Consider the following 22,241-nt stretch of genomic DNA (forward strand, 5'->3'; position numbering starts at 1 on the left):
CAAAGCCAGTACCGGGAACATGGCCATAGAACCGACTCTCTTTCGCTATATCTGGAAGTATTCCAAGCGCGATCAGCTTGTGCTGCTGGTCGTGACATCGCTTCTGTTTCCGCTGTTGTACCTGACGCTGGAACTGCCCAAACGGATCATCAACGATGCGATCGGGTCGCAGTCGAGCGAGATCGAGTTTTGGGGCTACAGTTTCTCGCAGGTGCAGTTCCTTGCCCTGCTGTGCGCCGGCTTTCTGTTGGCGGTGCTGGCGCATGGGCTGGTCAAGATGCGCGTCAACACGATGAAAGGCATTCTGGCCGAGCGGATGCTGCGCCGGTTCCGGTATACGCTGATCGGGAGGCTGATGCTTTTCCCACAGCCCTATTTCGAGCGGGTGAGTCAGGGCGAGCTGACGTCGATGATCACCGCCGAGAGCGAACCGATGGGCGGTCTGATGGGGGATGCGATCAGCCAGCCTGTGCTGCAGGCGGGGCAGATGCTTACCATCCTCGGCTTTCTGTTCGTCCAGAGTTTCTGGTTCGGGCTGGCGGCCTGTGCGCTGATCCCCTTGCAGGCGTGGCTGATCCCCAAGCTGCAACGCCAGATCAACAAGCTGAACAAGGAGCGCATCAAGCAGGTGCGCGTGCTGGCGGCGGATATCGGCGAAAGCGCCGTCGGTGCGAGCGCGCTGCGCGCCAATGGTGGCTGGCGGTATCGCATGGCGGTGATCACTGCCCAGCTGGGCCGGATGTTCGACATCCGCTTCGAGATCTACCAGAAGAAATTCTTCATGAAGTTCATCAACAACTTCATCTCGCAGCTGACGCCGTTTTTCTTCTTTTCCATCGGCGGCTATCTGGTTTTGCAGGGCTCGGTTTCGCTGGGTGCACTGGTGGCGGCGTTGGCGGCTTACAAGGATCTGTCTTCGCCGTGGAAGGAATTGCTTACCTATTACAACCAGACGCAGGATATGTCCGTGCGCTGGGAGATCATCATCGAGCGCTTTGCGCCGTCGGGCATGATGGATGAAAAGCTGTTTACCGGCCGCCCCGAGGAAATTCCGGCGCTGACCGGCGATATCGTTCTGGATCACGTGACGATGCGCGATGCGGACGGCAACGCGGTGCTTGAGGATCTGAACGTCACCCTGCCGGGCGGGGCGGTCATCGCCATCGCGGCGCCCAGCACCGAAGACCGAAAGGCCTTTACCGAGCTGCTGAGTCGGGAGGTTCTGCCGAGTTCGGGCGCCGTCACCATCGGCGGGCGTGATCTGAAGGGGCTGCATCACGGGGTGATCGCCGCGCGGATCGGCAGTGCGTCGTCGCGGCCGGTGCTGTTCAAGGGGACGTTCGGCGATAACGTGACCATGCCGATCCGCCAGAGCCCGAAGGGGGAGAGCGAGAACGCGGCCCTGATCGAGGAGGCGCTACGCGCCGGGAACAGCCCGGATGCGCTGGACGTGAACTGGATCGATCCGTCGATTGCCGGTTTCGAGACGCAGGAGGAGCTGCGGGACTGGTGGCTGCGGCTGATAGAGGGGATGGGGCCGGGGAATGCGCTGTTCCGGCGTGGTCTGGATCAGAGCTTCGACGCAGAGCGGCATCCGGATCTTGCAGAGCGGATCGTGGAACTGCGCGGGCGCATCAGGTTCGCGGTGAAAGAGGCGGGGCTTGCCCGTCACGTGCATGCCTTTGATCCGGAACTCTACAACCCCGCGCTGCCGGTGGCGGACAACCTCCTGTTCGCGGTGCCGCGACGGTCGATCACCGCCGAGGAAGTGGCGGCGCAGACCGAATTTCTTGGCCAGTTGCGCAGCCTGCATCTGGATCGGCCGCTGATCGAGGTGACGCAGGAAGTCATCGATGTGCTGCGCCAGATCTTTGGCATGGACGGGACGGATCACCCGCTGTTCCGGAACCTCGGGCTGGAAGCGGCCACCTATGAGACGGCGGTGGAACTGGTCGAAAAGTCCCGCAAGCAGGGCACCAGCGCGCTGAGCCAGGACGAGCTGGCAAGCCTGCTGACCGTGCCGATGCGGATTTCGGCCGAGAAGATCGGCGTCGCCTTTCCCGAAGAGATCCGCGAGCAGGTGCTGGCGCTGCGCAAGAGCCACAGCGCGCAGCTCTTGGAGAGTATGGGCGATCTGTTTGACCCGCTGGACGAGACGCGCTTTGCGCCCGGTCTGACCGTGATGGAAAACGCCCTGTTCGGGAAAATTTCGCAGGATGCCGGGAGCCGGGGAGACGATCTGCGCAAGCTGGTGGCCGCCGTGCTGGTGGAGAGCGGGGCGCAGGAAGGCGTGGTGCAGCTGATCTATGATCTGCCGGTGTCGATTTCCGGCAGTAATCTTCCTTCGATCTTTGCCGAACCGCTGGCGCTGAGCCGGGCCACGATCAAGCGGCCCGATGTGCTGATCCTGAACCAGGTGCTGGCCAGTTACAGCGCCGAGACACGCGCCTCGGTTCATGATAACCTGCGGCGGCACATGCCGGATACGACGCTGATCTACTTGTCGGAACGGCTGGAGGATGTCCCCGCGCATGACGTGGCATTCGAGCTGGTGCAGGGGCGGATCGTGAGCGAGGATATGCAGATCGGAGAGGAAGCGGATAGCGCGGCGAGCGCGGATCTTGGCCGCAAGCTGCGGGCGCTGGAACAGACCGAGCTGTTCTCGACTCTGAACCGCAAGCAGCTGCGGCTTCTGGCCTTTGGTGCGCGCTGGTTCGAAGCCCCGGCAGGCGAGACGGTGTTCCTGAAGAACGACGCGCCGACGGACGGTGCCTACCTGATCCTCGAGGGCGAGGCGGGTATGTACCTGCCGAAGGAAGAGGGGCCGGATGAGCTGATCGTCACCGCCGGGCCGGGCAAGCTGGTGGGTGAGCTGGGGCTGATCCGCAACGAGCCACGGGCCCTGTCCATGGTGGCGGAGAGCGATCTTCGCTGTCTGCGGATCGGGGCCAAGGAATTCCTCGCCGTGGTCGAGCATGACGCGGCGACGGCGTTCAAGCTGTTGCAGGTGGTGGCGGGTTACGTCGGCACCTGAGCCCGGTTGCGCCGGTTGCAGGGGCTTTGCCCCGCCGCCCGTGCCGGGCGACTCCCCAGGATATTTTTAACCCAAAGAAGGGGCGGGCCGGATTTGCAGGCTTTCCGTGCGGCGGGGCCGTTCAATGCCTGCGGATCGGGTCGATCGGGGTCGCGGGCAGGTTCAGGGCCTGTTCGATGAAGAAGGCGGCCTGAAGCAGGGTCGCCTCGCCGCGCGGCGGGCCGATGAGTTGCAGGCTGAGGGGCAGACCTGTCTCGGTGAAGCCAATGGGCATGGCCAAGGCGGGCAGCAGGGTGACGACGGAGAGGAAGGAAAACCGCAACCAGTGTTCGTAGGTCGGCAGTTCCTGACCGTCGACGACGGTGGGGTACATTTCCTCGACCGGGCCGGGGGAGGTGCCGACGGTGGGCAGCGCCAGCACGTCGTGATCCTGCAGGAAGAGCCGCATGATCTCGTAAAGCTGAGAACGGCGGCTTGGCGCGGCAAAGATGTCTTCGGTCGTCATGGCGAGGCCATAGGCGATATTGGCGCTAAGGGTCTTGTCGTAATGTTTGCGGATATTTTCGGGCTGGCGCGCGGTAGTCGAGGCGTAATGCATGCCGCGCAGGGTCAGGAAGGTTTCGTTCAGATAGGGCAGGTCGGGGCAGGTTTCCGTGACCTCGGCCCCGGCGCGGGCGGCGGTTTCCATCGTGATGCGGATAGCGGCGCGGATGTCCTGGTCAACCGGGGAAAAGCCATTCTGGTCTTCGCTGAAGGCGATGCGCGGCGGGCGCGGCGCCTGTTCGACGGCGCTTTGGTATGAGGTTTCCGGTTGCCTGCGCGAGAGCGGCATGCGGGGGTCCCATCCGGTCATCGCATCGAGGAACAGCGCGGTGTCGCGGATGTCGCGCGCCATCGGCCCGGAGAGCGCTTCGCCATTGTAGATGGTGTTGGACGGGCCGCCGCCGGCGCTGCCGGGCGAGGGGCGCAGGCCCACGATGCCGCAATGGGCGGCGGGGGTGCGCAGGGAGCCCATCAAGTCGGAGCCTTGGGATAGCCAGACCTCGCCGGTGGCGAGCGAGACCGCCGCGCCCCCCGAGGAGCCGCCCGCGTTCAGCCGCGTGTCCCAAGGGTTGCGGGTAGAGCCGAAGACGAGATTGGTGGAATTGCCGCCGGCGCCGAATTCGGGCGTATTGGTCTTGCCCATGACGATGCCGCCCCGGGATTCGAGCCGTTCGACCATCGGGTCGCTTGCGGCGGGGACGTGGTCTTTCAGTCCGAGCGTGGCGAAAGTGCTGCGCACGCCGCTGACATTGGAGAGATCCTTTATGCCGATGGGGAGCCCTGCGAGCCAGCCTGCCAGCCGGGCGTTTCGGCCTGCGTGATCGGGCAGGTCAGCGAGGGAGTCGCGGGCGCGGGTGAAACAGGTTGTGACGGTTGCATTAACCGTCAGTTCGACCTGTTCGATCCGCGTGGCGGAGGCGGTGACGAGATCGGCAGGGTCGAGATGTCCCTTGCGCAGCTCGGCGACGATGTCGCGGGCGGGACGGGCGCAGAGTTCGGGGCCGGTAAAGGATGTTTCGGGACGCATCAGGACTCGCAGAAAAGGGAATGAAGTAGGCCGATCACCTGTTCGGTGCGGTGGTCGGCGAGGGCGTAATAGACGGTTTTGCCGTCACGCCGCGTGGTGACGAGGTTTTCGTCGCGCAGGCGGGCCAGCATCTGGCTGACCGCCGCCTGCCGGATGTCGAGGAGGGATTCCAGCTCGCTGACGGAGAGTTCCCCTTTGCAGAGGTGACAGAGGATCAGCAGCCGGCCCTGGTGGGAGAGGGTCTTGAGATAGGCGGCGGCCTCGCCGACCTGGCTGTCGTCGAAGGAGGCTTCGCCGGGATCGATGGTTTCTATGGGTGCGGGTCCGGTCACTGTGTTTGATCCGGTGACGGGGCGCCGCCCTGGAAAGCGTTGCCGTTCACGTAGTCGCAGGGGGCTTCCTGCATTTCGAGATGCAGCCCGGTGCCGGTGTAGGGGTGGGCGCGGGCGAGGTCTTCGTCCACGTCGATACCGAGACCGGGGGCGTCGGAGAGGGTGACATAGCCGTTTTCGACCTTGATCGATCCGCGGATCAGGTCGTTGTGGAAGGGCGTTTCAATGGTCTCCGCCAGCAGCAGGTTGGGGATCGAGGTGGCGAGATGCAGGTTGGCGGCCCATTCGACGGGGCCGGCATAGAGATGCGGGGCCATCTGCGCGTTATAGGCCTCGGCCAGGGCGGCGACCTTTTTCATCTCCCATATACCGCCCGCGCGGCCGAGCGCCGGTTGCAGGATCGAGGCGGCACCGGACTGGAGTAGGGCGGCGAATTCGGCTTTGGTGGTGAGGCGTTCGCCGGTTGCCACAGGGATGTTCACAGCGGTGGCGACCCGGGCCATGCTGGCAATGTCGTCGGGCGGCACGGGCTCTTCGTACCAGAGCAGCTGGTAGGGTTCGAGCGCCTTGCCAAGGCGGATCGCCCCGGCGGGGGTGAATTGCCCGTGGGTGCCAAAGAGCAGGTCGGCCCGGTCGCCGACGGCTTCGCGGATCGCCTTGCAGAACGCGGTGGAGCGGGTGATGTCGCTCATCGCGGGCATATGGCCGCCGCGTATCGTATAGGGGCCGGCGGGGTCGAATTTTACCGCGGTGTAGCCCCGCCGGAGCATCTCGACCGCGCTTTCGGCGGCCATGTCCGGGGAGTTCCAGAAGGCGGAGATGTCATGGCCCGGTTGCGGGTAAAGATAGGTGTAGGTGCGGATGCTGTCGTTCATGCGCCCGCCAAGAAGCGCATGGACCGGGCGGTCGCGGTCCTTGCCGAGAATGTCCCAGCAGGCGATCTCCAGCCCGGAGAAAGCGCCCATGACGGTCAGGTCGGGGCGCTGGGTGAAGCCGCTGGAATAGGCGCGACGGAACATCAGTTCGATATTCTCGGGGTTTTCGCCCTGCATGTGCCGGGCGAAGACATCTTTGATGACAGCTTGCATGGCGTCCGGACCGACGCTTGAGGCATAGCATTCGCCCCAGCCGGTGATGCCGGTATCGGTCGCGAGCTTGACGAGGATCCAGTAGCGTCCGCCCCATCCCGGTGCAGGGGGGCTTGTCACGATGATGTCGAGATCCTGAAGTTTCATGTCTGCCGCTGCCATGCCCTCTTGCCTGGGCGCAGCATTGCGGCTTGTCTTCGATGGTGCAAGCGGGGATCGGTCGTGTCAGACAAGTTTTGTCGGGTTGGGTGAGGGGCCATTTGGTGGGGCTTTGCCCCGCCGCCCTTCGGGCGTCTCCCCAGGATATTTTTGACCCAAAGAAGGGGATTGGGTGCGCAAGGGAAAGGCGGCGTTTCGCGGGATCGAAATGTGATATCCACGAAACGCCGAGGCGCCGGTGTATTCCGTGTGTGGCGGCGGCACCTGTTCGGAGAGATCAGAAACCGAGCGCCATGCCGTCCTTGCGGCTGTCGCTGCCGCCCGAGAGGGTGCCGGTTTCCGCGTCGATGCGGATCGCCTGGCTGCCGCCGATCGGGCTTTCCATCAGTTTCAGCTTGTGACCGCGGGCTTCCAGATCGGCGCGGGCTTCGGGGGAGACGCCGGGTTCGATCTGGAGTTCACCGTCATGGGCGAAGGTACGCGGGGCGTCCATTGCCTCTTGTATGTCCATGTCGAGATCGAGCAAGGCGGAGAGGAAGGCGGCATGGCCCGCTGCCTGGTACTGGCCGCCCATCACGCCGAAGGGCATGACCGGTTTGCCGTCCTTGCAGAGCATGCCAGGGATGATCGTGTGCATGGGGCGTTTGTAGGGGGCGATGGCGTTTGGGTGGTCTTCGATCAGCCGGAAAGAAGCGCCGCGCGAGTGGAAGAGGACCCCGGTGGCCGGATCTAGCCGGGTGGAGCCGAAACCGTGGAAGATCGAGTTGATGAAGGAGAGTGCATTGCCCTCTTTGTCGACAACACAAAGATAGATCGTATCCTTGTGTTCGGGTTCGCCCCAGAGAACGGGTTCCTGTGCACGGGTCATGTCGATGCGGGCCGCGAGCTTGTCGATGACCGCGTCCGAGAGCAGGGTTTCGGTGACGCCGGGACAGGACTCGGGGTCGGCGATCAGCGCGTCGCGGTGGAAATAGCCGAGCTTGGTGGCCTCGGCGTGGAGGTGGATGCGGTCGGCTTCGGACATATCTGCGCCCATGTCGAATTTCGACAGGATGCGCAGGATGACCAGCGCGGCGAGGCCCTGACCGTTGGGGGGGCATTCGACGACGTCATAGCCGCTGTAGGGGGTCGAGATGGGATCGACCCAATGCGCCTGGTCGATGCCCTTGTTGAAATCCTCTTCGGTGTGCAGCCCGCCGAGGGATTGCAGGTGCGCGGCCATTTTGGCGGCGGTTTCGCCCTCGTAAAAACCGGCGGCACCCTTGGTGGCAATCTCGCGGAGCCGGTCGGCGAGGAGGGGCTGGGCATGGTGTTCCCCGGCCATCGGGGCGGTGCCTTTGGGCAGGAAGAGGGCGGCGGCGTGGGTATCCTTGCCGACGATGGCGGCGTTCGCGGCCCAGTCCTGTGCCACGCGGGGCGTTACGACATAGCCGTTTTCCGCATAGTGGATCGCGCGGGCAAAGAGACGGTCGAGCGGCAGGGAGCCGTGATCCTTGTGCAGCAGGCACCAGGCGGAGATTGCGCCGGGAATGGTGACCGCATGGGGGCTGGTCTGGGGGATCTCATCTGTGAGACCGGCGGCTTTCAGCGCCTCGACCGTGGCGGCGGCAGGGGCGCGGCCCGAGCCGTTCAGCGCCTTTACGGGGCCGTCCTTGGGGGCGTAGAGCGCGAAACAATCGCCGCCGATTCCGGTCATCAGCGGATCGACCACGCATTGCACTGCGACGGCGGCGATGGCGGCATCGATCGCGTTGCCCCCGGTCGAGAGGATGTCGAGACCGGCAGCGGTGGAGAGCGGGTGGGAAGTGGCGATCATCGCCTGCGAAGCCAGCGTGCTGGGGCGGCGGGCGGAGAAAAAGTCGAACATTCGAGTGGTCCTGTCGTGAATTTGGCCGTCGGCGGGCGTTGGTGTCAGGTCTCTGGACTCGCCAGAGGATGAAGGCAAGCGACCGCGCGGGCCGGGCCGAAACGGCCAAGCTGCGGGTCGCGGGTCTGGCAGTCGGGCTGCGCGGCGGGGCAGCGGGTTGAGAACCGGCATCCCTTGGGCAGGTCGAGCGGACTGGGGATTTCGCCCGGAAGCGGGTCGGGCATGGGTTCGAAAAACCTTGGAGCGGCGGCGCGCAGGGCGGCAGCATAGGGGTGGGCCGGGGCGTTTAGCACGGCGTCGGTGGGGCCGGTTTCAACGATGCGGCCCAGGTACATGATGGCGATTTCCTCGCAGAGGTAGCTGGCGACGCCAAGGTCATGGGTGATGAAGACGAGGGTCAGGCCCATGTCCTTCTGCAACCTACGCAGCAGCGTTAGCAGTTGCGCTTGCGTGGAGACGTCGAGGCCCGAGACGGCTTCGTCCGCGACGAGGACGGAGGGTTCGGAAGCGAGCGCGCGGGCGATGGCGACGCGGCGGACCTGACCGCCGGAGAGACCGGCGGGGTAGCGTTTGGCGGCATCCGTGGGCAGTCCGACGCGGTTCAGCAATTCGGCGACGCGGGATTTGATTTGGTCCTTCGGGACAATGTTGAAATGCCTCAGGGGTTCGGCGATCAGCGCTTCGATGGTCATGCGCGGATCAAGCGAACCGCGCGCGTCCTGGTAGACCATTGCCACGTCGCGGGCGAAATCTCGGCCAATGGCGCGGGCTTCGCGGATGGGGCGGCCATGGTAGAGCGCGCGCCCGCCTGTCGGGGCGTCGAGGCCGAGCAGCACGCGGAGCAGGGTCGATTTGCCCGAGCCGCTTTCGCCGACAAGGGCGAGGGAGGTACCCTTTTCGACCCGGAGGCGCACACCGTCGAGCGCCTTGAGACCGACGGTTTCGCGGGTGAAACGGCGGCCGGGCGGGCGGATCTGGAAGGTCTTTTCGACTTCGATCAGCTCAAAAACAGCGGCACCGGGGGCCTGCGCGGCTTGCGTCTTGGGTTCGGGGAGTGCGTTCATTCCGGGTTCCAGCAGGCAAATACGTGATCCAGCGCGCCGGTTCTGGCGGGGTCTGCCGGGGTCAGCGGCGGGGCCTCGCCCGCGCAACGGTCGAGGGCGCGGGGGCAGCGGGTGGCGAAACGGCAGCCTTTCGGCATCTGGTCATGCGGCGGCACGGTGCCTTCGGGGGCGACCAGATCGTGGCGGCCGATTTCAACCACGCAGCTTTCGAGCTGGCGGGTATAGGGGTGGCGGTGATGGGTCAGAACATCGCGCGCCGGTCCGGATTCCACGACCTGCCCGGCATAGAGCACGACAATCCGGTCGCAGGACTGGCTGGCAAGCGCAAGGTCATGCAGCACGAAGATGCAGCTAGCGCCGCGTTCGCGGGTCAGCGACAGGATCAGCCGGATGATCTGGGCCTGAATGGTGACGTCGAGCGCGGAGGTTGGTTCATCCGCCAGCAAGAGGTCCGGGTTGCAGGCCAGCGCGATGGCGACCATCACGCGCTGCTGCATTCCGCCCGAGAGCTGATGCGGAAAGGCGGAGAGGCGCGCCTCGGCATCATTTATTCCGACGGAGGTGAAAAGTTCGATTGCCTTGGCGTGGGCGGCGCTGCGCGTGAGTCCCAGATTGCGACGCAGCGTCGTGGTCAGCTGGCGGCCCACCGTATAGGCCGGGTTCAGCGCCGCGCCCGCGTCCTGAAAGATCATCGAGAGGCGGCGACCGCGCAGTTTCACCATCTGGCGGGCGGGGAGGGAGAGCAGATCGCCTGCTTCCTGCAGTTCGGCCCGGCCTTCGACCTCGGCCCCGTCGAGAAGCTGCATCAGGGCGGTGGCGATGGTGGATTTGCCGGCGCCGCTTTCACCGACAAGCGCAAGGGTTTCGCCCTTGGCGATGGAGAGGTTCACGCGGTCGAGGATCTTGGCCGCGCCGCGATGCACGGTCAGATCGCTGACCGTCAGGAGGTTAGTTTCGGTCATGCGCCTCTCCGGCCTTTGGGATCGAACTCTTCCCGGATGCCGTCGCCGACAATGGACAGGGCAATCAGCAGCAGCGCGAGGGCAAAGCCGGGCATGGCCGACATCCACGGGGCGAAGGAGACGAAATCACGACCTTCGGCGATCATCAGGCCCCAGTCGGGGGTCGGGGGCGTGACACCGATGCCAAGGAAGGACAGCGAGGAGGAGACAAGGATCGCCTCGGATATGCGGATGGTGACCTGAACGGCGAGCGGAAAGATCACGTTGGGCAGGACGTGGCGCCAGACCACCTGAAGCGAGGGGATCGACATCAGGCGCGCGGCCTCGACAAAGCCCTGCACGCGGACGCGCATCACGTCGGCGCGGACGGTACGCGAGAAGGGGCCGATCATCGACAGACCGACGGCGATGACCACCTTGTCGACCCCTTGGCCGAGGATTGCGATGAAGGCGACGGCAAGGATCAGCGAGGGCAGGGCAAGGATGGAATCGATCAGCCGCATCAGGCCCCATTCGATCCAGCCGCCGGAAAGACCTGCGGCGAGGCCGATCACCAGACCGCCAACCGCGCCGATGATGACGGAGAAAAACCCGATGATCAGGGCGAAACGGGCCCCGTAGATGGTGCGCGAGAGAATATCCTGACCGTAGCTGTCGGTGCCCATCGGATGCGCGGCGGTAGGCGGCTGCATCATCGCGTCATAGGATTGCAGCACCGGGTCGTAGGGCGCGATATAGGGCGCGAAAATTGCCGCCAACAGGTAGGCGAGCGCGACGATAAGTGAGACCGTGAAGAATGGGCGTCGCATGAAAATCGACCGGCGGCCGCGCCGTTTCGATTTTGGCGGGCCTGCGGGAGGATTTGTTGCCGGGGCGGGAGCCTTGGTTGCCAGTGGCGAGGCCTGCGCGGTCATTTGCGGTCTCTCAGTCTTGGATCGAGGATCGGGTAGGAGAGATCGACCAGCAGGTTGACCCCGATGAAAAGCAGCGCGGTCATCATGACACCGGCCTGCACGACGCCGTATTCGCGGCCCAACACCGCCGAGGTCAGCATCTGGCCGATGCCGGGCAGGTTGAACACGGTTTCAGTCAGAACAGTGCCTTGCAAGAGCGTGCCGAGCTGCAGCCCGAGGATGGTGACAAGCGGCATGGCGATGTTGCGCACGCCGTGTATCCAGATGACCCGCCAGCCCGGTTCGCCGCGCGCGCGGGCGGCGGCGATATAGGGCTCCTCGAGAACTTCGATCAGCGAAGCGCGGGTGAGACGGGTGATCATGGCGATGAAATAGGTCGAGAGCGTCAGGCCGGGCAGGATCATGTGATAGATGCCGGTCCAGAAATCCTCCCACGGGGAGACATAGCCCATGACCGGGAACCAGCCGAGGCGCACGCCAAAGAACCAGATCAGCAGGATGCCCAGCAGGAAGGAGGGGAAGGCGGTGCCGGTCAACGCAAACACGGCCGAGCCCGCGTCGAATGCGGTGTCTTTCTTGACCGCTGACAAGACGCCCAAAGGAACACCGATCAGGATCGCGAAGGAAAGCGAGAAAAAGGCCAGCGTCAGGGTGACAGGCAGGGCCTCTTTGAAGCCATAGGTAAAGATGTCGGTGCGGGCGACAAAGGAAGTACCCCAGTCGCCCTGCACGAAGTTTATGGCCCAATCGGCGTATTGCACCAGAAAGGAACGGTCCAGGCCCATTTCGGCCGTTAGCGACTCGTAGGCTTCTTGCGAGTACTCCGAGCCGAGCATGATTTGCACGGGATCGCCCGGCGCCAGCTTTAGCAAGCCAAAGGTGGCGATCGAGACGATGAACAGAACGACGAGCGTCTGCCCGATCTTGCCGAGAGCCTGGACCAGCATCAGGAGATGCTGACCGTGTGCAGGTTCACGAGGTCGGCGGGGATGTACTGGAAACCCTGCACCTTGTCCGAGAAGACCTTGTAGATCGGCATATGGGCCATGATCCCGATGGGTGCTTCTTCCATCAGAAGGTCTTCGGCCTTGTAGTAGAGTTCCTTGCGCTCTTCGCTGTCGAGGATCACCTGCGCCTTTTTGCAGAGCTCGTCGAACTCGGCGTTTTCCCAGCCACAGAAGTTCCACGCCCCGTCGGATTTGAATTCGGGGTAGATGGTTTCGTCCGGATCCAGGTCAGCCACCCATTCGAAGTCATAGAGGTCGAAATCGCCTTCGTTGCGGCGTTTGACCCATGTGGCGGGCTCGATCAGTTCGAGGTTCACCTTGATGCCGATCTTGGCCAGCATCGGCGCGATGGTCTGGGCGACGCGGGTGCCGACCGGACCACGTTCGGCCATCATGTAAGTGACTTCGATCTCGCCCTGATCCTCGGCCTTGGCACGGAATTCCTTGGCCTTTTCAAGGTCGAACCACTGTCCACGACCCGAGGTGGCGATATCGGGATCGAAAAAGTCGGTCATCGGCGGGGAGATCGGGGTATAGGCCTGCTGGGCACGCCCGAAATACGCCTGTTTCACCAGCGTTTCACGATCCAGCGCCCAGGCAACGGCCTTGCGCAGGTTCATGTCAGTGAAGGGACCCTTTTTGCAGTTCATGCCGAGGAAGGTGTAGTTGCCTTCGATCTCGCCATAGAGATTGGCTTTAGGGAAGGCTTCGACCTGATCGACAAGCTGCATCGGGCAATCGGTCATGCCGTCGATCTGGCCGGACATCAGCGCTGCAAGCGCGGTCGAGGCCTCGTTCATCAGAACAAAGGTGACTTTTTCGAGCTTGGGCATGTCGGGTTCGAAATATTCTGTATTTGCTTCGAGTTCGATGGCGTCATTCTCGCGCCAGGAAACGAACTTGAAGGGGCCGGTGCCGACCGGGTTTCGGCCGTAATCGGTGCCGTATTTCTCGACAGCGGCCGGGGAGACGATGGTGCCCGCGCGACCGGTGGAGCCGTTCAGTGCGACGGGAAGGAAGGCATAGGGCTGCGAGAAGTGCAGTTTGAGCGTCAGCGGATCGACGATCTCGATCTCGTCCAGCAGTGCCAGTTTCCATGCGTGGGGTGATTTCGGCTCGCCTTCCTTGACGCGGAGCAGCGAGAATTTGACGGCCTCGGCATCGCAGGGGGTGCCATCGTGGAACTTGACGCCTTCGCGCAGTTTGAACACGTGGGTCTTGTCGTCTTCAAGATCCCATGTTTCTGCCAGATCGGGTTCGAAAGTGACGTTTTCACCGTCATAGACGATCTTGAGCAGGCCGTTGTGAATGTTGTTGATGATCTGGATCGCCGACAGGAAGCCGGTGAAATGCGGATCGAGCGTGTCGATCACCTTGATCGAAGCGATCTTGAGATGGCCGCTTTGCTGGGCACGGGCGATGGAGGGGAAGCTGCCGCCAGCGGTGGCCGCGACGATTCCCGCGCCCATCCCCTTGAGGATGGCCCTACGTCCGAATCGCGCCGAAAGCCGTTCGGCGAGGATTTTCTTGTGGTCTGTCTCTGTCATGTCCTGGTTTCCCTGTTGGCATGGTCTCCTCCCATTTTTATTCAACGGCGCCAGTGCTTTTGTGTGAGCGGGTTGATCCTGCTTCGTCACATTATGCGCAGTTTGGCGGCGAAATTTTCTGTTTTTTCGTGTTTCCTGTCCGTTGAGATGAATTCAGGTTGTGCGGATATGTATACATATGCAAGATGAAAGTGCATCTTTTAGCAGCTCAGGTCCACGGATGACTAATCGGACAGCAGAAAACATTTTTGACAGGCTGGTTGATGGCATTGTGGCGGGAAAAATGATCCCCGGAGAGCCACTGGCGGAAAAAGCGCTGGCAGAACAGTTCGGCGTTTCGCGGACGCCGGTACGCGAGGCGCTGCACCGTCTCGAACAATCGAATCTTGCCGAACGCGGGTCGCGCCGGGCGTTTTTCGTGCGCGAGATGAAGGCCGAGGATCTTGCCGAGCTTTTCGAGGCGGTGGGCGAGGTCGAAAGTGCGCTGGCCGCGCTGGCCGCGCATCGTCTGACGGAAGTCGAGCGAAAAACGTTGATGGCGATACTGGAGGAAGGTCGGGCCTGTGACGATCCCGAAGCCTATAGTGGAATCAACAAGCATTTTCACAATACCATCAAGGCGGGCGCGCGAAATTCCGCACTTGCTGCGACGCTGGAAGATCTGAACCTCAGGACGATGGCGTGGCGCGCGGCCAACTTTCATGAAAATACCAACCGGCTTGCAACGTCGCGGGTTGAACATCAGGCGATAACCGAGGCTATCCTTGCGCAGGATGCCGAAGCGACCCGAAGCCTGATGCGCAGCCATGTGGCGGGCTCTTACGTCTTGGTGGCCGATATTCTTGCGCGGCGCGAACCGTAGCGGCGGATAATGCGCGACGAGCCGCCCGTCGCATGAATAAAGGAATGCTTCGTGCCCGATCTGACCCTTACCCTTGAACTGCTGGCCTTTCTGATCGTGATCGGGGGATTTGCCGGTGTACTCGCCGGTCTTTTGGGCGTCGGGGGCGGTATCGTTCTTGTGCCGGCGTTCTTTTTCACATTTCAGGCGCTGGGCTATGACGGGCCGCAGGTGATGCAGGTCTGTCTTGCCACCTCGCTTGCGACGATCATCGTGACCTCGCTGCGCTCGGTAATCGGGCACAACCGCAAGGGGGCGGTGGAATGGCCGATCCTTAAAGGTTGGGGGCCGGGCATCGTTTTCGGTGCCATCGTTGGCGTTCTGGCGGCAGCGGCGCTGCGCTCGACCAGTCTTCAGATCATATTCGGTTGTCTTGCGCTGGTGATCGGCTGCTACATGACTTTCGGGCGCAACAGCTGGCGGATCGCGCAGCAGATGCCTAGCGGGATCAAACAGTATCTCTATTCGCCGCTTGTCGGTTTCCTGTCGGTCCTGATGGGTATCGGGGGCGGCAGTTTCGGTGTCCCCTTGATGAGCCTGCACAATGTCCCGATCCACCGCGCCGTGGCGACCGCTGCGGGGTTCGGCGTTCTTATCGCCGTGCCATCGGCCATCGGATTCCTGTTCCTTGATGTCGGGGCCGCTTCGCGCCCGCCCTTGACCATCGGAGCGATCAACCTGCCGGGCTTTCTGATCGTCATCGCGATGACCCTGATCACCGCTCCGCTTGGGGTGCGGCTGGCCCATTCGCTTGATCCGGGACCGCTTAAACGCGCGTTTGGCGTATTCCTTCTGCTTGTTGCTTTGAACATGCTGCGCAAGGCGTGGATGGGCTGAACCCGCGCTTACCGCTGAAAACTGTCGTGCATGTCATGGTCCGGGTTGGGCTGGCGGTTCCGCTGCTCGCGGTAGAGCGAGGCGAAATGGCCAACGATCAGGCATAGAATGGCAAACCCTAGGAACGCGGCGATAGGGCGTTCGAAAAAGTCGGCGAACACGCTGACCCGGTTCATGGCGGGGCGGAATTTGGTCTCCATGATGCCGCCAAGCACAAGACCAAGTACGATAGGCACGGCGGGCAGGTTCTGACGTTTCAGGATCAGCCCGAACCAGCCGAAAGCGGCGGCAATGGCGCAATCCACCACTGAATTGCGCAGTGAATAGACTCCGACAAAACTGAGCGTCAGGATCATTACGCCCAAGAACCGCGTGGGAATACGGATGATCCGCAGCAGCAGGTTCGACGACACCAGCATGAAGAGCACCACGATCACGTTCAGAATGATCATCGCCGCATAAAGTGCGTAGACGAAATCGATCTGGCCCTGAAAAAGCTGCGGGCCGGGGATGACGTTATGAACGTAAAACACGGACAGCATCATCGCGGTCAGGGCCTCTCCGGGGATGCCGAGCGCCAGCAGGGGGATCATCGCCGCTGCGGGCACCGCATTGTTGGCGGATTCCGAGGCGACGAGGCCTTCCGGACTGCCCTTGCCGAAGTCCTCCGGCGTTTTCGATGTTTTCTGGGCATAAGTGTAGCTGAGGAACTGCGCGGTGAATTCGCCAACGCCGGGGATCATGCCCATGAGCACGCCAAAGCCGGAGCCGGATACCGCGAGCCGCTTGTATTTGAAGATGCGCAGCATGGCCCGGCCCATCGAACCCTTGATCGGCGGGGTTTCGGGGGCGCTTTCGGGTTCGCTGAACAGCAAAAACGCCTGGCTAAGGGCAAAGAGCCCCAGAACGATGACGATCAAGTCGAAACCCGAGGCCAGCCATTCCTGTCCGAAGGTGAACCGCTGGGTGTATTTCAGCGGTTCGAGCCCGACGGTACCGAGGAAAACCCCCAGCCCGGCGAGCATACCGGCGGCGAGTGTCTGGCCCCGGTGGGCTATGACGACAAGGACAAGGCCCAGCAGCGCGGCAAGGAAGATCTCTTTCGAGCCGAACATGGGCGCGATCTTGGCCAGCACGGGGGACAGCAGGATCAGGGCGAGGATCGACAGGATGCCGCTGACGAAGGACGCACCGTAGGCGAGGCCGAGCGCGCGCAGCGCTTCGCCACGCTGGGTCATCGGGTGTCCGTCATATGTGGTCAGCGCATTTACGGCTGTGCCGGGCGTGTTGATGAGGATGGCAGGCAGAGCGCCGCCGAACATGGAAGAACCGTAGATGCCAAGCAGCATGACCAGCCCCACCAGCGGAGGCAGGGCAAAGGTTGCGGGCAACAGGATGGCGATGGCGACAGCTGGACCGACGCCGGGTATAGCGCCGATGATTACGCCGCCGATCGACCCGATCAGCAACGCGAGCAGCACGTCGAAGTGCATCAGCATTCCGATGCCGGAGAGCAGCATATCCATCGTCAGCCCCTAGAAATTCGTCATCAAGAAAGAACGGAGCGCGCCCGCGGGCAAAAGCTCGTAAATGTCGCCTGACGGGATGTTCACGCCAAGCAGGCCCTTGAACAGCACCACGACGCCGAGACCGAAAACGGCGGCAAGTCCCATCCAGCGCGCGCCGCGATAGCCCATCCGAAAGCTGAGGGCGCAGGTAAAAGCGATGGTCGCGATCAGGTAGCCGATGATCGGCACCAGCCAGACATAGACGATGAACCACAGGACGAATTCCAGTGCCCGGGCCCATGCGGCGAGTTCTGCGGCAAGACCGGGAAGGCGATTTGCGCAGAGAACGCAGAACAGATGGCCGGCGGAGAAGAGGGTCATCACGATGATCGCGATGCCGGGCCAGAAGGCGGGCTGTGTGAACAGTTTGCTGCGCGGCACCCATTGGGTCTGCCATGGGATCAGGATCAGCAGAAGGACCGAAAAGCCAAAGAACCCGGCGGCAAAGACAAGCTCTCCGGGGCGGGCGTTGCGCTGGAACATGTCCTGAAAGTTCCGCGTTCGGACGAAATTGCGAAACCGGGTGCCGATGCGCTGGCCCGGGCGCGGCGGGATATGCGCGCCCGGAACCTGTTTGCCGTCTGGCTTACTCATCGAGCAGTTTGCCGATTTCGGCGCGCGCCTTGTGATCGGCTTCGATCTGCGCTTTGGATTCGGCGGCGTCCTGCCAGTAGATCAGTGCACCAGTGTCGGCGGCCAGTTTTTTGGCCGCATCCGAGGCCATGACCTTTTCCGCGACGGTGGCGATCTTGTCGCGGGCCTCTTGCGGGACATCGGCTTTGACGAAGAGACCGTTCCAGAGCGCGAGATCAAGTTCGGGGATCATCTCGCCAACGGTCGGGGCATCGGGGGTCAGCGGGATACGTTCCGAACCGATGGAAGCGAGAACCTTGATGTCGTCGAGGCAGGGAAAGACCTGTTGCAGCGTCGTGTTCATCACGTCGACATCGCCTGAGGCGAGCGAATTGCAATCGAGCGCGTCAAAGGCGGCCTCGTAGGCGAAATCGAAGCCCTTGGCCTTGGCCACAGCAAAAGTGATTTGGGTCGGTGTCAGCATCGCGCCGAAATGGCCGAGTGCGACCTCGTTTTCCTTGGCGTAGTCCGCCAGCTCATCAAGCGTGGAGTAAGGCGCATCGCCGGAGGTCGCGAGCACGAAGGGGTAGGTGACAAAGATGCCGATGGGTTCGAACGGATTTGGCGATAGGGCGGGGATGCCGATATCGGGGCCCGAGAGGGGCACGTCAGAGACGAAAGAACCGATGGTATAGCCATCTGCCGCTGCATTCGCGACCTCGACCGCACCGGGGAAGGGACCGCCACCACCGCCGGGCTTGTTCACGACGGCCGCCGCGACGCCGTATTCCTTTTGAAATTCGTCCGCGATCATGCGGGTCAGGATGTCTTCGAGATCGCCGGGCGGGAAGGGGATGATGAATTCGACCGGTTTTTCCGGATATTCCGCCTGCGCGGCAAGGGGTGCTGCGGCCAAGGCCGTGGCGAGTGTCAGTCTGGCGAGGTTGTTCATTGTGGTCTCCTGTTGGGTCTTTTCTTGGTGTTTTCTTGAATTGGTCATCCGAAGCCGACGCCCATGCCCACGGTCGCAAGGGTCATTGGGGCGACTTCGGCTATGACAGCTGGCCGGTTCCTGAGAGCCCCGTTCAGGCACAGCGTCAGCCCGTAGACTGCGTAAGCCGCAAGGCCGAGAACGATGGCGAGCAGGTAGGTTTCGGCAAGGACAGGCATAGGCAGCGATGTCATACCGTCGGGGGTCACAAGCGGTATGGAAGTGCTTGCGCAGATTGCGCCGCCATTGAGCAGGAAGAGCGCAACAAGCACGCCCGCCATGCAAAGATGCGACGCGGCCCGGTGCAGACAAAGCAACGGGGCGGGACCGCGCAGGGCGAACGGGATCAGCATCACCATGACGGTCGCGCCCAGCACTAGACCGGGCAGACCGCCGATCATTGCCAGCAGCATCGCGCCGAGGCCGAGCCAGGCAAAGCCCGCCTGCCAGCGGGTTGCCCCGCCGGTGCAGGCCCATGTGCCAAGGGCCGCGAGGGCCAGCAGGCAGAGGTGATAGGCTGACATGATCCGGCCCCTTTGCTGCGATTATTCGGCCGCCGTCTTGTTAGAGTGGCAGCAATGAGCCCCGTTAGGGTCCTTGGGCACATCCAGCGTCGGATTGCGGTCAAAGAAGTTCTCGGGCCGCAGTTTGAACCCGGCATAGTCGACGGGCATCACGGGCCAGTCTTCGGTACGTGGAAAGTGGGTTAGGCCAAAGCTGTGCCAAACCACGATATCCTCGCCATCGACCGGGCGGTTGGCCGCGCTATAGGCCGGCAGACCGGCACCGCCGGGATGCTGGTTGGGCGTGTATCCCGCGGCCCACATCTCGTCCCGGTCGAACCGGGTGACCCAGAGCGACTTGGTGGCGAAGCCGGCGCGTTTTGTGATCGACGCCTCGTCATCGGCAAGCAGAAGCGGCAGGCCTTCGGGTACGAGAACATAGGCGGTCGGTTCGCCGAGATGGTTGGTCTTTTCCGACGATGAGATGCGCCAGATGCGGCCAAGTTCGTTCCTTGCGACGCGCTTGGCGTCCGCTTCGGTCTTGAGGCGGGTGATCTCGCGGGTAAAGGCGTTTCCGACCGGGTTGCCCTTGCCCATTTGCAGGCGCTTCACGTCGATCTCATCAACCTGATTGCGCAGACCGTCGATCGCAAAATCGAGCCTGGCCGAGAACATGTGCTGGTGTTGCGGTGCACCGAGTCGCGGGGCCAGTTCGGTGGCCCATTCGTAATCGCCTTCGGGACGGCCCGAGGTGAACACGACGCCGGTCGCCTTGCATTCCAGCTCGATCTTACCGTCGAGGTAGAAGTACCAGTAGAAGCCGTAATCGTAATTGCCGACCGTCACGAAGAACGAGACGACCAGACGCCGCTGACGGCGCACATCTGCGCGGCCCGAGAAAATGTCCGTGTGCTTCCAAAGGGTGCCAAAATCTTCTTCGTGGATGCAGATGGCATTGGGCAGGACGACGGGGTTGCAGAAATCGTCAACGACGGTGGCATCGACATAGTGGATCTCTCCAAGGCAGTCGCAGCCCAGAACCAGCGTGTTAGCGAGGCGACCGAACTGGTATTCACCTGCGTCGAAGTAGTTCTGCCATTCGTGTGTCGGCTGCGGTTCGCCATAGGGAACGACCATTTCCGAGACCGAGGCCCGGTTCAAAATCGACCGCTTTTTGGCGCCGTCCTTGAAGGAGATGTCATGAAGGGTCAGGCCTTCACGACCGTTGAAGCCGACGCGGATGGACCAGTTTTCCCATTCGAGCACGTTGTCCTTCATGGTGAAGGACGCGCCCTCGGGCTGGGTGATGTTGAGCGGCTTCATCGTCTCGCGCGGTGTGATCGACGGGTCGAGATAATCGCCGCGCTCCTGCGGGACTTCCATGTAGCCGGTATCGACGAAACGCAGAACTTTACGGTCGGTCAGGTCCACGTGGCAGACGATGCCCTCAATGGGATGCGCCCAGAGTTCGTGGATGGCGTTTTCATCGGGGGCGTAAAAGCTGAGGACACGGAGCATCCGGCGGCCGAGTTCCTCCTCATGCCCGAAGACACCGGCGGAGAGCGGACAGCAGAAAACCTTGTCGAGATCGGTGATGCCGCGCTTGGCCAGCGCTTCGACGAAACGCGGGTCGGCCTTGGAGATTTCCTCGGCGGCGACGTAATCTTCGTCGAGAACGGGGCCCCAGCCGTCCTTGGCCGGGTCGAGCGAACGCTGGTGGATGATCTTGCCAGCCGGAATATCGACGACAATCTCGGTCACTTCGCGGGCAGCGACATCCATGACGAGAACGCCGATTTCCCGGGCAACCGGTTCGCCGGGCTTGAACGTGGCCATGGTTTCGCGGCTCGGTTCGCGCAGCATCACGTAAGAGTAGCGGGTGCTTTCGCCCTTGAAGCCGTTTTCCTCGAGAACAGCCTTGAGGCGGGTGATCTCGATCGCGGAGATCGGGTCCAGCGGGTGCTTTATGCCGGTATCGACCGTTGTTTCCCTGACTGCTTCATTCATCTTTCAACCCTCCGATGATTGGTTGGCCAAGAGGATCAAGGCGAGTTTCAGATGCATCTATTGCAGGATGCGCCAAAGATTCGATAATTTGCGCCAACCTGCCACGGGGGCGTCATAAAACCGGTGATGCCAAACGATGGGCGTCGTATTGGCGCGCGCTGGATTTGCCCCGTGCCGCTTTTCTGGACGCTTCACAGGATCGGATGCGCAAGATCGGGGCGGGCGCGGGACAGCGTGATTCCCTGCATAGGCTACCCGGCATGATTCCTTTTCGATGGCGCATGACCTGTCCAGCTTCGATAGGCGCGCCAGAAGACGGTTTCGTCGGAATAGCCGAGGCTTTGCGCGACGGTCTTCAGACTGGCATTCGGGTCGTCGAGATGAGTTTCGACGATCTTCTGGCGCTGCGCCTGAAGAATAGCGCGAAGCGAGGTGCCTTCGGAGGCGAGATGGCGTTGCAGGCTGCGCGGGGCCTGTCCGAGCTCTTGTGCGATCGTCGCTAAATCGACGGGGAGGTGTCCGAGGTTGCGACTGACGATGACCTGCACCTGTTCTGCGATCGTGCGGCAGGGGTCCTGCGTCAGGACAAGGTCGGCGACATGGCGTTCGATCAGAGCCAGCAGGGCGGTATCCTCAACGCGGTGAAGGGTATCGAGACCGCCCTGACGGAACAGCAGCCGGTTGGCACTTTGCCCGAAACGCACCCGCGCGCCAAAAATACGTTCGAGCAGGTCCGCCCGGCGGGAGGGACCGTGGATGAAGTGCACCTCTTCTGGGGTCCAGCGTGGATCGAACGCGATGTGGACAAGCCGACAGATGCAGGAGAGGGAAAACTCAGCATCTTGCGCGCCGGGCTGAAATCCGGGTGAGCCGAGCTGATAGGACAGGCTGAGCCGGTCCCCGTCCTCAATGAGATGCATCTCGGTCGCGCTTTGCAGGGCGGAGAGGCTGTCGCGAAATCTCTCCAGCCCACGTCGCAGGGTCGAGGAATGCAGCATCAGAAGCCCGGTGGGGCCAAGATCGGCCGGGCTGATCCGTGTACCGAGGCGGGCGCCGAGGATCGGGTCATGGGCATGATGTGCTGCGGCTTCGAACGTTTTCAGATAGGCCGCCAGCGAGATGATTTCATAGGAATCGCGCACGGCTTCCGAGTTAATGCCGTTTTGCCGGAGGATGGACGTGATCGTATCGCTGTCGTTGCCGAAATGGCGCAGGATCGGTGCGAGCGCAGCGGCCCGCAGGGAGGGAACAGGGGGTGGGTTGGCGATGGGCCGTGGCATCTATCGGGTTCACTGGATGAACCTCAAGTATCGGCGG

At 62.6% G+C, this 22,241-nt stretch carries 18 protein-coding genes; 3 read left to right on the forward strand and 15 right to left on the reverse strand.

What is annotated here, in order from left to right:
• Positions 1-19 precede the first annotated feature (19 nt).
• Positions 20-3,034, forward strand: a complete 3,015-nt coding sequence (locus ACU0FH_RS05720; RefSeq protein ID WP_446193753.1) for a cyclic nucleotide-binding domain-containing protein — start codon at positions 20-22, stop codon at positions 3,032-3,034.
• A gap of 121 nt (positions 3,035-3,155) precedes the next feature.
• Here ACU0FH_RS05720 and ACU0FH_RS05725 read toward each other — a convergent pair whose 3' ends face one another.
• The 9 genes from ACU0FH_RS05725 to ACU0FH_RS05765 all read right to left on the reverse strand — a co-directional run bounded on the left by ACU0FH_RS05725 (position 3,156) and on the right by ACU0FH_RS05765 (position 13,544).
• A complete protein-coding gene (locus ACU0FH_RS05725) occupies positions 3,156-4,604 on the reverse strand; it encodes an amidase (RefSeq protein WP_446193754.1) in 1,449 nt (482 codons plus the stop codon).
• Positions 4,604-4,918 carry an ArsR/SmtB family transcription factor gene (locus tag ACU0FH_RS05730; RefSeq protein WP_446194151.1) on the reverse strand — a complete coding sequence of 105 codons (315 nt, stop codon included), beginning with the start codon at positions 4,916-4,918 and terminating at the stop codon, positions 4,604-4,606. The genes ACU0FH_RS05725 and ACU0FH_RS05730 overlap by 1 nt, the downstream gene beginning before the upstream one ends.
• 14 nt (positions 4,919-4,932) lie before the next feature.
• The gene (locus ACU0FH_RS05735; protein ID WP_446194152.1) at positions 4,933-6,171 is read right to left on the reverse strand and encodes a mandelate racemase/muconate lactonizing enzyme family protein; all 1,239 of its coding nucleotides are present in this window, start codon (positions 6,169-6,171) and stop codon (positions 4,933-4,935) included.
• Positions 6,172-6,460: 289 nt separating this feature from the next.
• Positions 6,461-8,050, reverse strand: coding sequence for a gamma-glutamyltransferase (ggt, locus tag ACU0FH_RS05740; RefSeq protein WP_446193755.1), 1,590 nt, complete (start codon positions 8,048-8,050; stop codon positions 6,461-6,463).
• A gap of 44 nt (positions 8,051-8,094) precedes the next feature.
• Positions 8,095-9,114: an oligopeptide/dipeptide ABC transporter ATP-binding protein gene (locus tag ACU0FH_RS05745; protein WP_446193756.1), complete on the reverse strand. Its 1,020-nt coding sequence runs from the start codon at positions 9,112-9,114 to the stop codon at positions 8,095-8,097.
• The gene (locus ACU0FH_RS05750) at positions 9,111-10,076 is read right to left on the reverse strand and encodes an ABC transporter ATP-binding protein (protein WP_446193757.1); all 966 of its coding nucleotides are present in this window, start codon (positions 10,074-10,076) and stop codon (positions 9,111-9,113) included. Before ACU0FH_RS05750 ends, ACU0FH_RS05745 begins: the two co-directional genes overlap by 4 nt.
• Entirely contained in the window at positions 10,073-10,885 is an 813-nt protein-coding gene (locus ACU0FH_RS05755) for an ABC transporter permease (protein WP_446193758.1), read from the reverse strand. Before ACU0FH_RS05755 ends, ACU0FH_RS05750 begins: the two co-directional genes overlap by 4 nt.
• A 101-nt stretch (positions 10,886-10,986) precedes the next feature.
• Positions 10,987-11,937, reverse strand: a complete 951-nt coding sequence (locus ACU0FH_RS05760) for an ABC transporter permease (RefSeq protein WP_446193759.1) — start codon at positions 11,935-11,937, stop codon at positions 10,987-10,989.
• A complete protein-coding gene (locus ACU0FH_RS05765) occupies positions 11,937-13,544 on the reverse strand; it encodes an ABC transporter substrate-binding protein (protein WP_446193760.1) in 1,608 nt (535 codons plus the stop codon). The genes ACU0FH_RS05760 and ACU0FH_RS05765 overlap by 1 nt, the downstream gene beginning before the upstream one ends.
• Before the next feature lie 220 nt (positions 13,545-13,764).
• Here ACU0FH_RS05765 and ACU0FH_RS05770 point away from each other — a divergent pair, with 220 nt between their 5' ends.
• A complete protein-coding gene (locus ACU0FH_RS05770) occupies positions 13,765-14,406 on the forward strand; it encodes a GntR family transcriptional regulator (RefSeq protein ID WP_238372534.1) in 642 nt (213 codons plus the stop codon).
• A 51-nt stretch (positions 14,407-14,457) separates the two neighbouring features.
• A complete protein-coding gene (locus tag ACU0FH_RS05775) occupies positions 14,458-15,282 on the forward strand; it encodes a sulfite exporter TauE/SafE family protein (protein ID WP_446193761.1) in 825 nt (274 codons plus the stop codon).
• An 8-nt stretch (positions 15,283-15,290) separates the two neighbouring features.
• Here the strand turns inward: ACU0FH_RS05775 and ACU0FH_RS05780 are convergent, their stop codons facing one another.
• The 6 genes from ACU0FH_RS05780 to ACU0FH_RS05805 all read right to left on the reverse strand — a co-directional run bounded on the left by ACU0FH_RS05780 (position 15,291) and on the right by ACU0FH_RS05805 (position 22,204).
• Positions 15,291-16,808 (reverse strand): tripartite tricarboxylate transporter permease, encoded by a 1,518-nt coding sequence (locus ACU0FH_RS05780; protein WP_446193762.1) that lies wholly within the window; start codon positions 16,806-16,808, stop codon positions 15,291-15,293.
• Positions 16,809-16,817: 9 nt separating this feature from the next.
• Positions 16,818-17,444 (reverse strand): tripartite tricarboxylate transporter TctB family protein, encoded by a 627-nt coding sequence (locus ACU0FH_RS05785; RefSeq protein ID WP_446193763.1) that lies wholly within the window; start codon positions 17,442-17,444, stop codon positions 16,818-16,820.
• Positions 17,437-18,375 (reverse strand): tripartite tricarboxylate transporter substrate binding protein, encoded by a 939-nt coding sequence (locus ACU0FH_RS05790; protein ID WP_446193764.1) that lies wholly within the window; start codon positions 18,373-18,375, stop codon positions 17,437-17,439. Before ACU0FH_RS05790 ends, ACU0FH_RS05785 begins: the two co-directional genes overlap by 8 nt.
• Before the next feature lie 44 nt (positions 18,376-18,419).
• Positions 18,420-18,938 (reverse strand): hypothetical protein, encoded by a 519-nt coding sequence (locus tag ACU0FH_RS05795; protein ID WP_446193765.1) that lies wholly within the window; start codon positions 18,936-18,938, stop codon positions 18,420-18,422.
• Between the two features lie 21 nt (positions 18,939-18,959).
• A complete protein-coding gene (locus tag ACU0FH_RS05800) occupies positions 18,960-20,924 on the reverse strand; it encodes a primary-amine oxidase (RefSeq protein WP_446193766.1) in 1,965 nt (654 codons plus the stop codon).
• Between the two features lie 251 nt (positions 20,925-21,175).
• Positions 21,176-22,204: an AraC family transcriptional regulator ligand-binding domain-containing protein gene (locus tag ACU0FH_RS05805; protein ID WP_446193767.1), complete on the reverse strand. Its 1,029-nt coding sequence runs from the start codon at positions 22,202-22,204 to the stop codon at positions 21,176-21,178.
• Positions 22,205-22,241: the final 37 nt, after the last annotated feature.

Source organism: Heliomarina sp., from assembly GCF_052826185.1.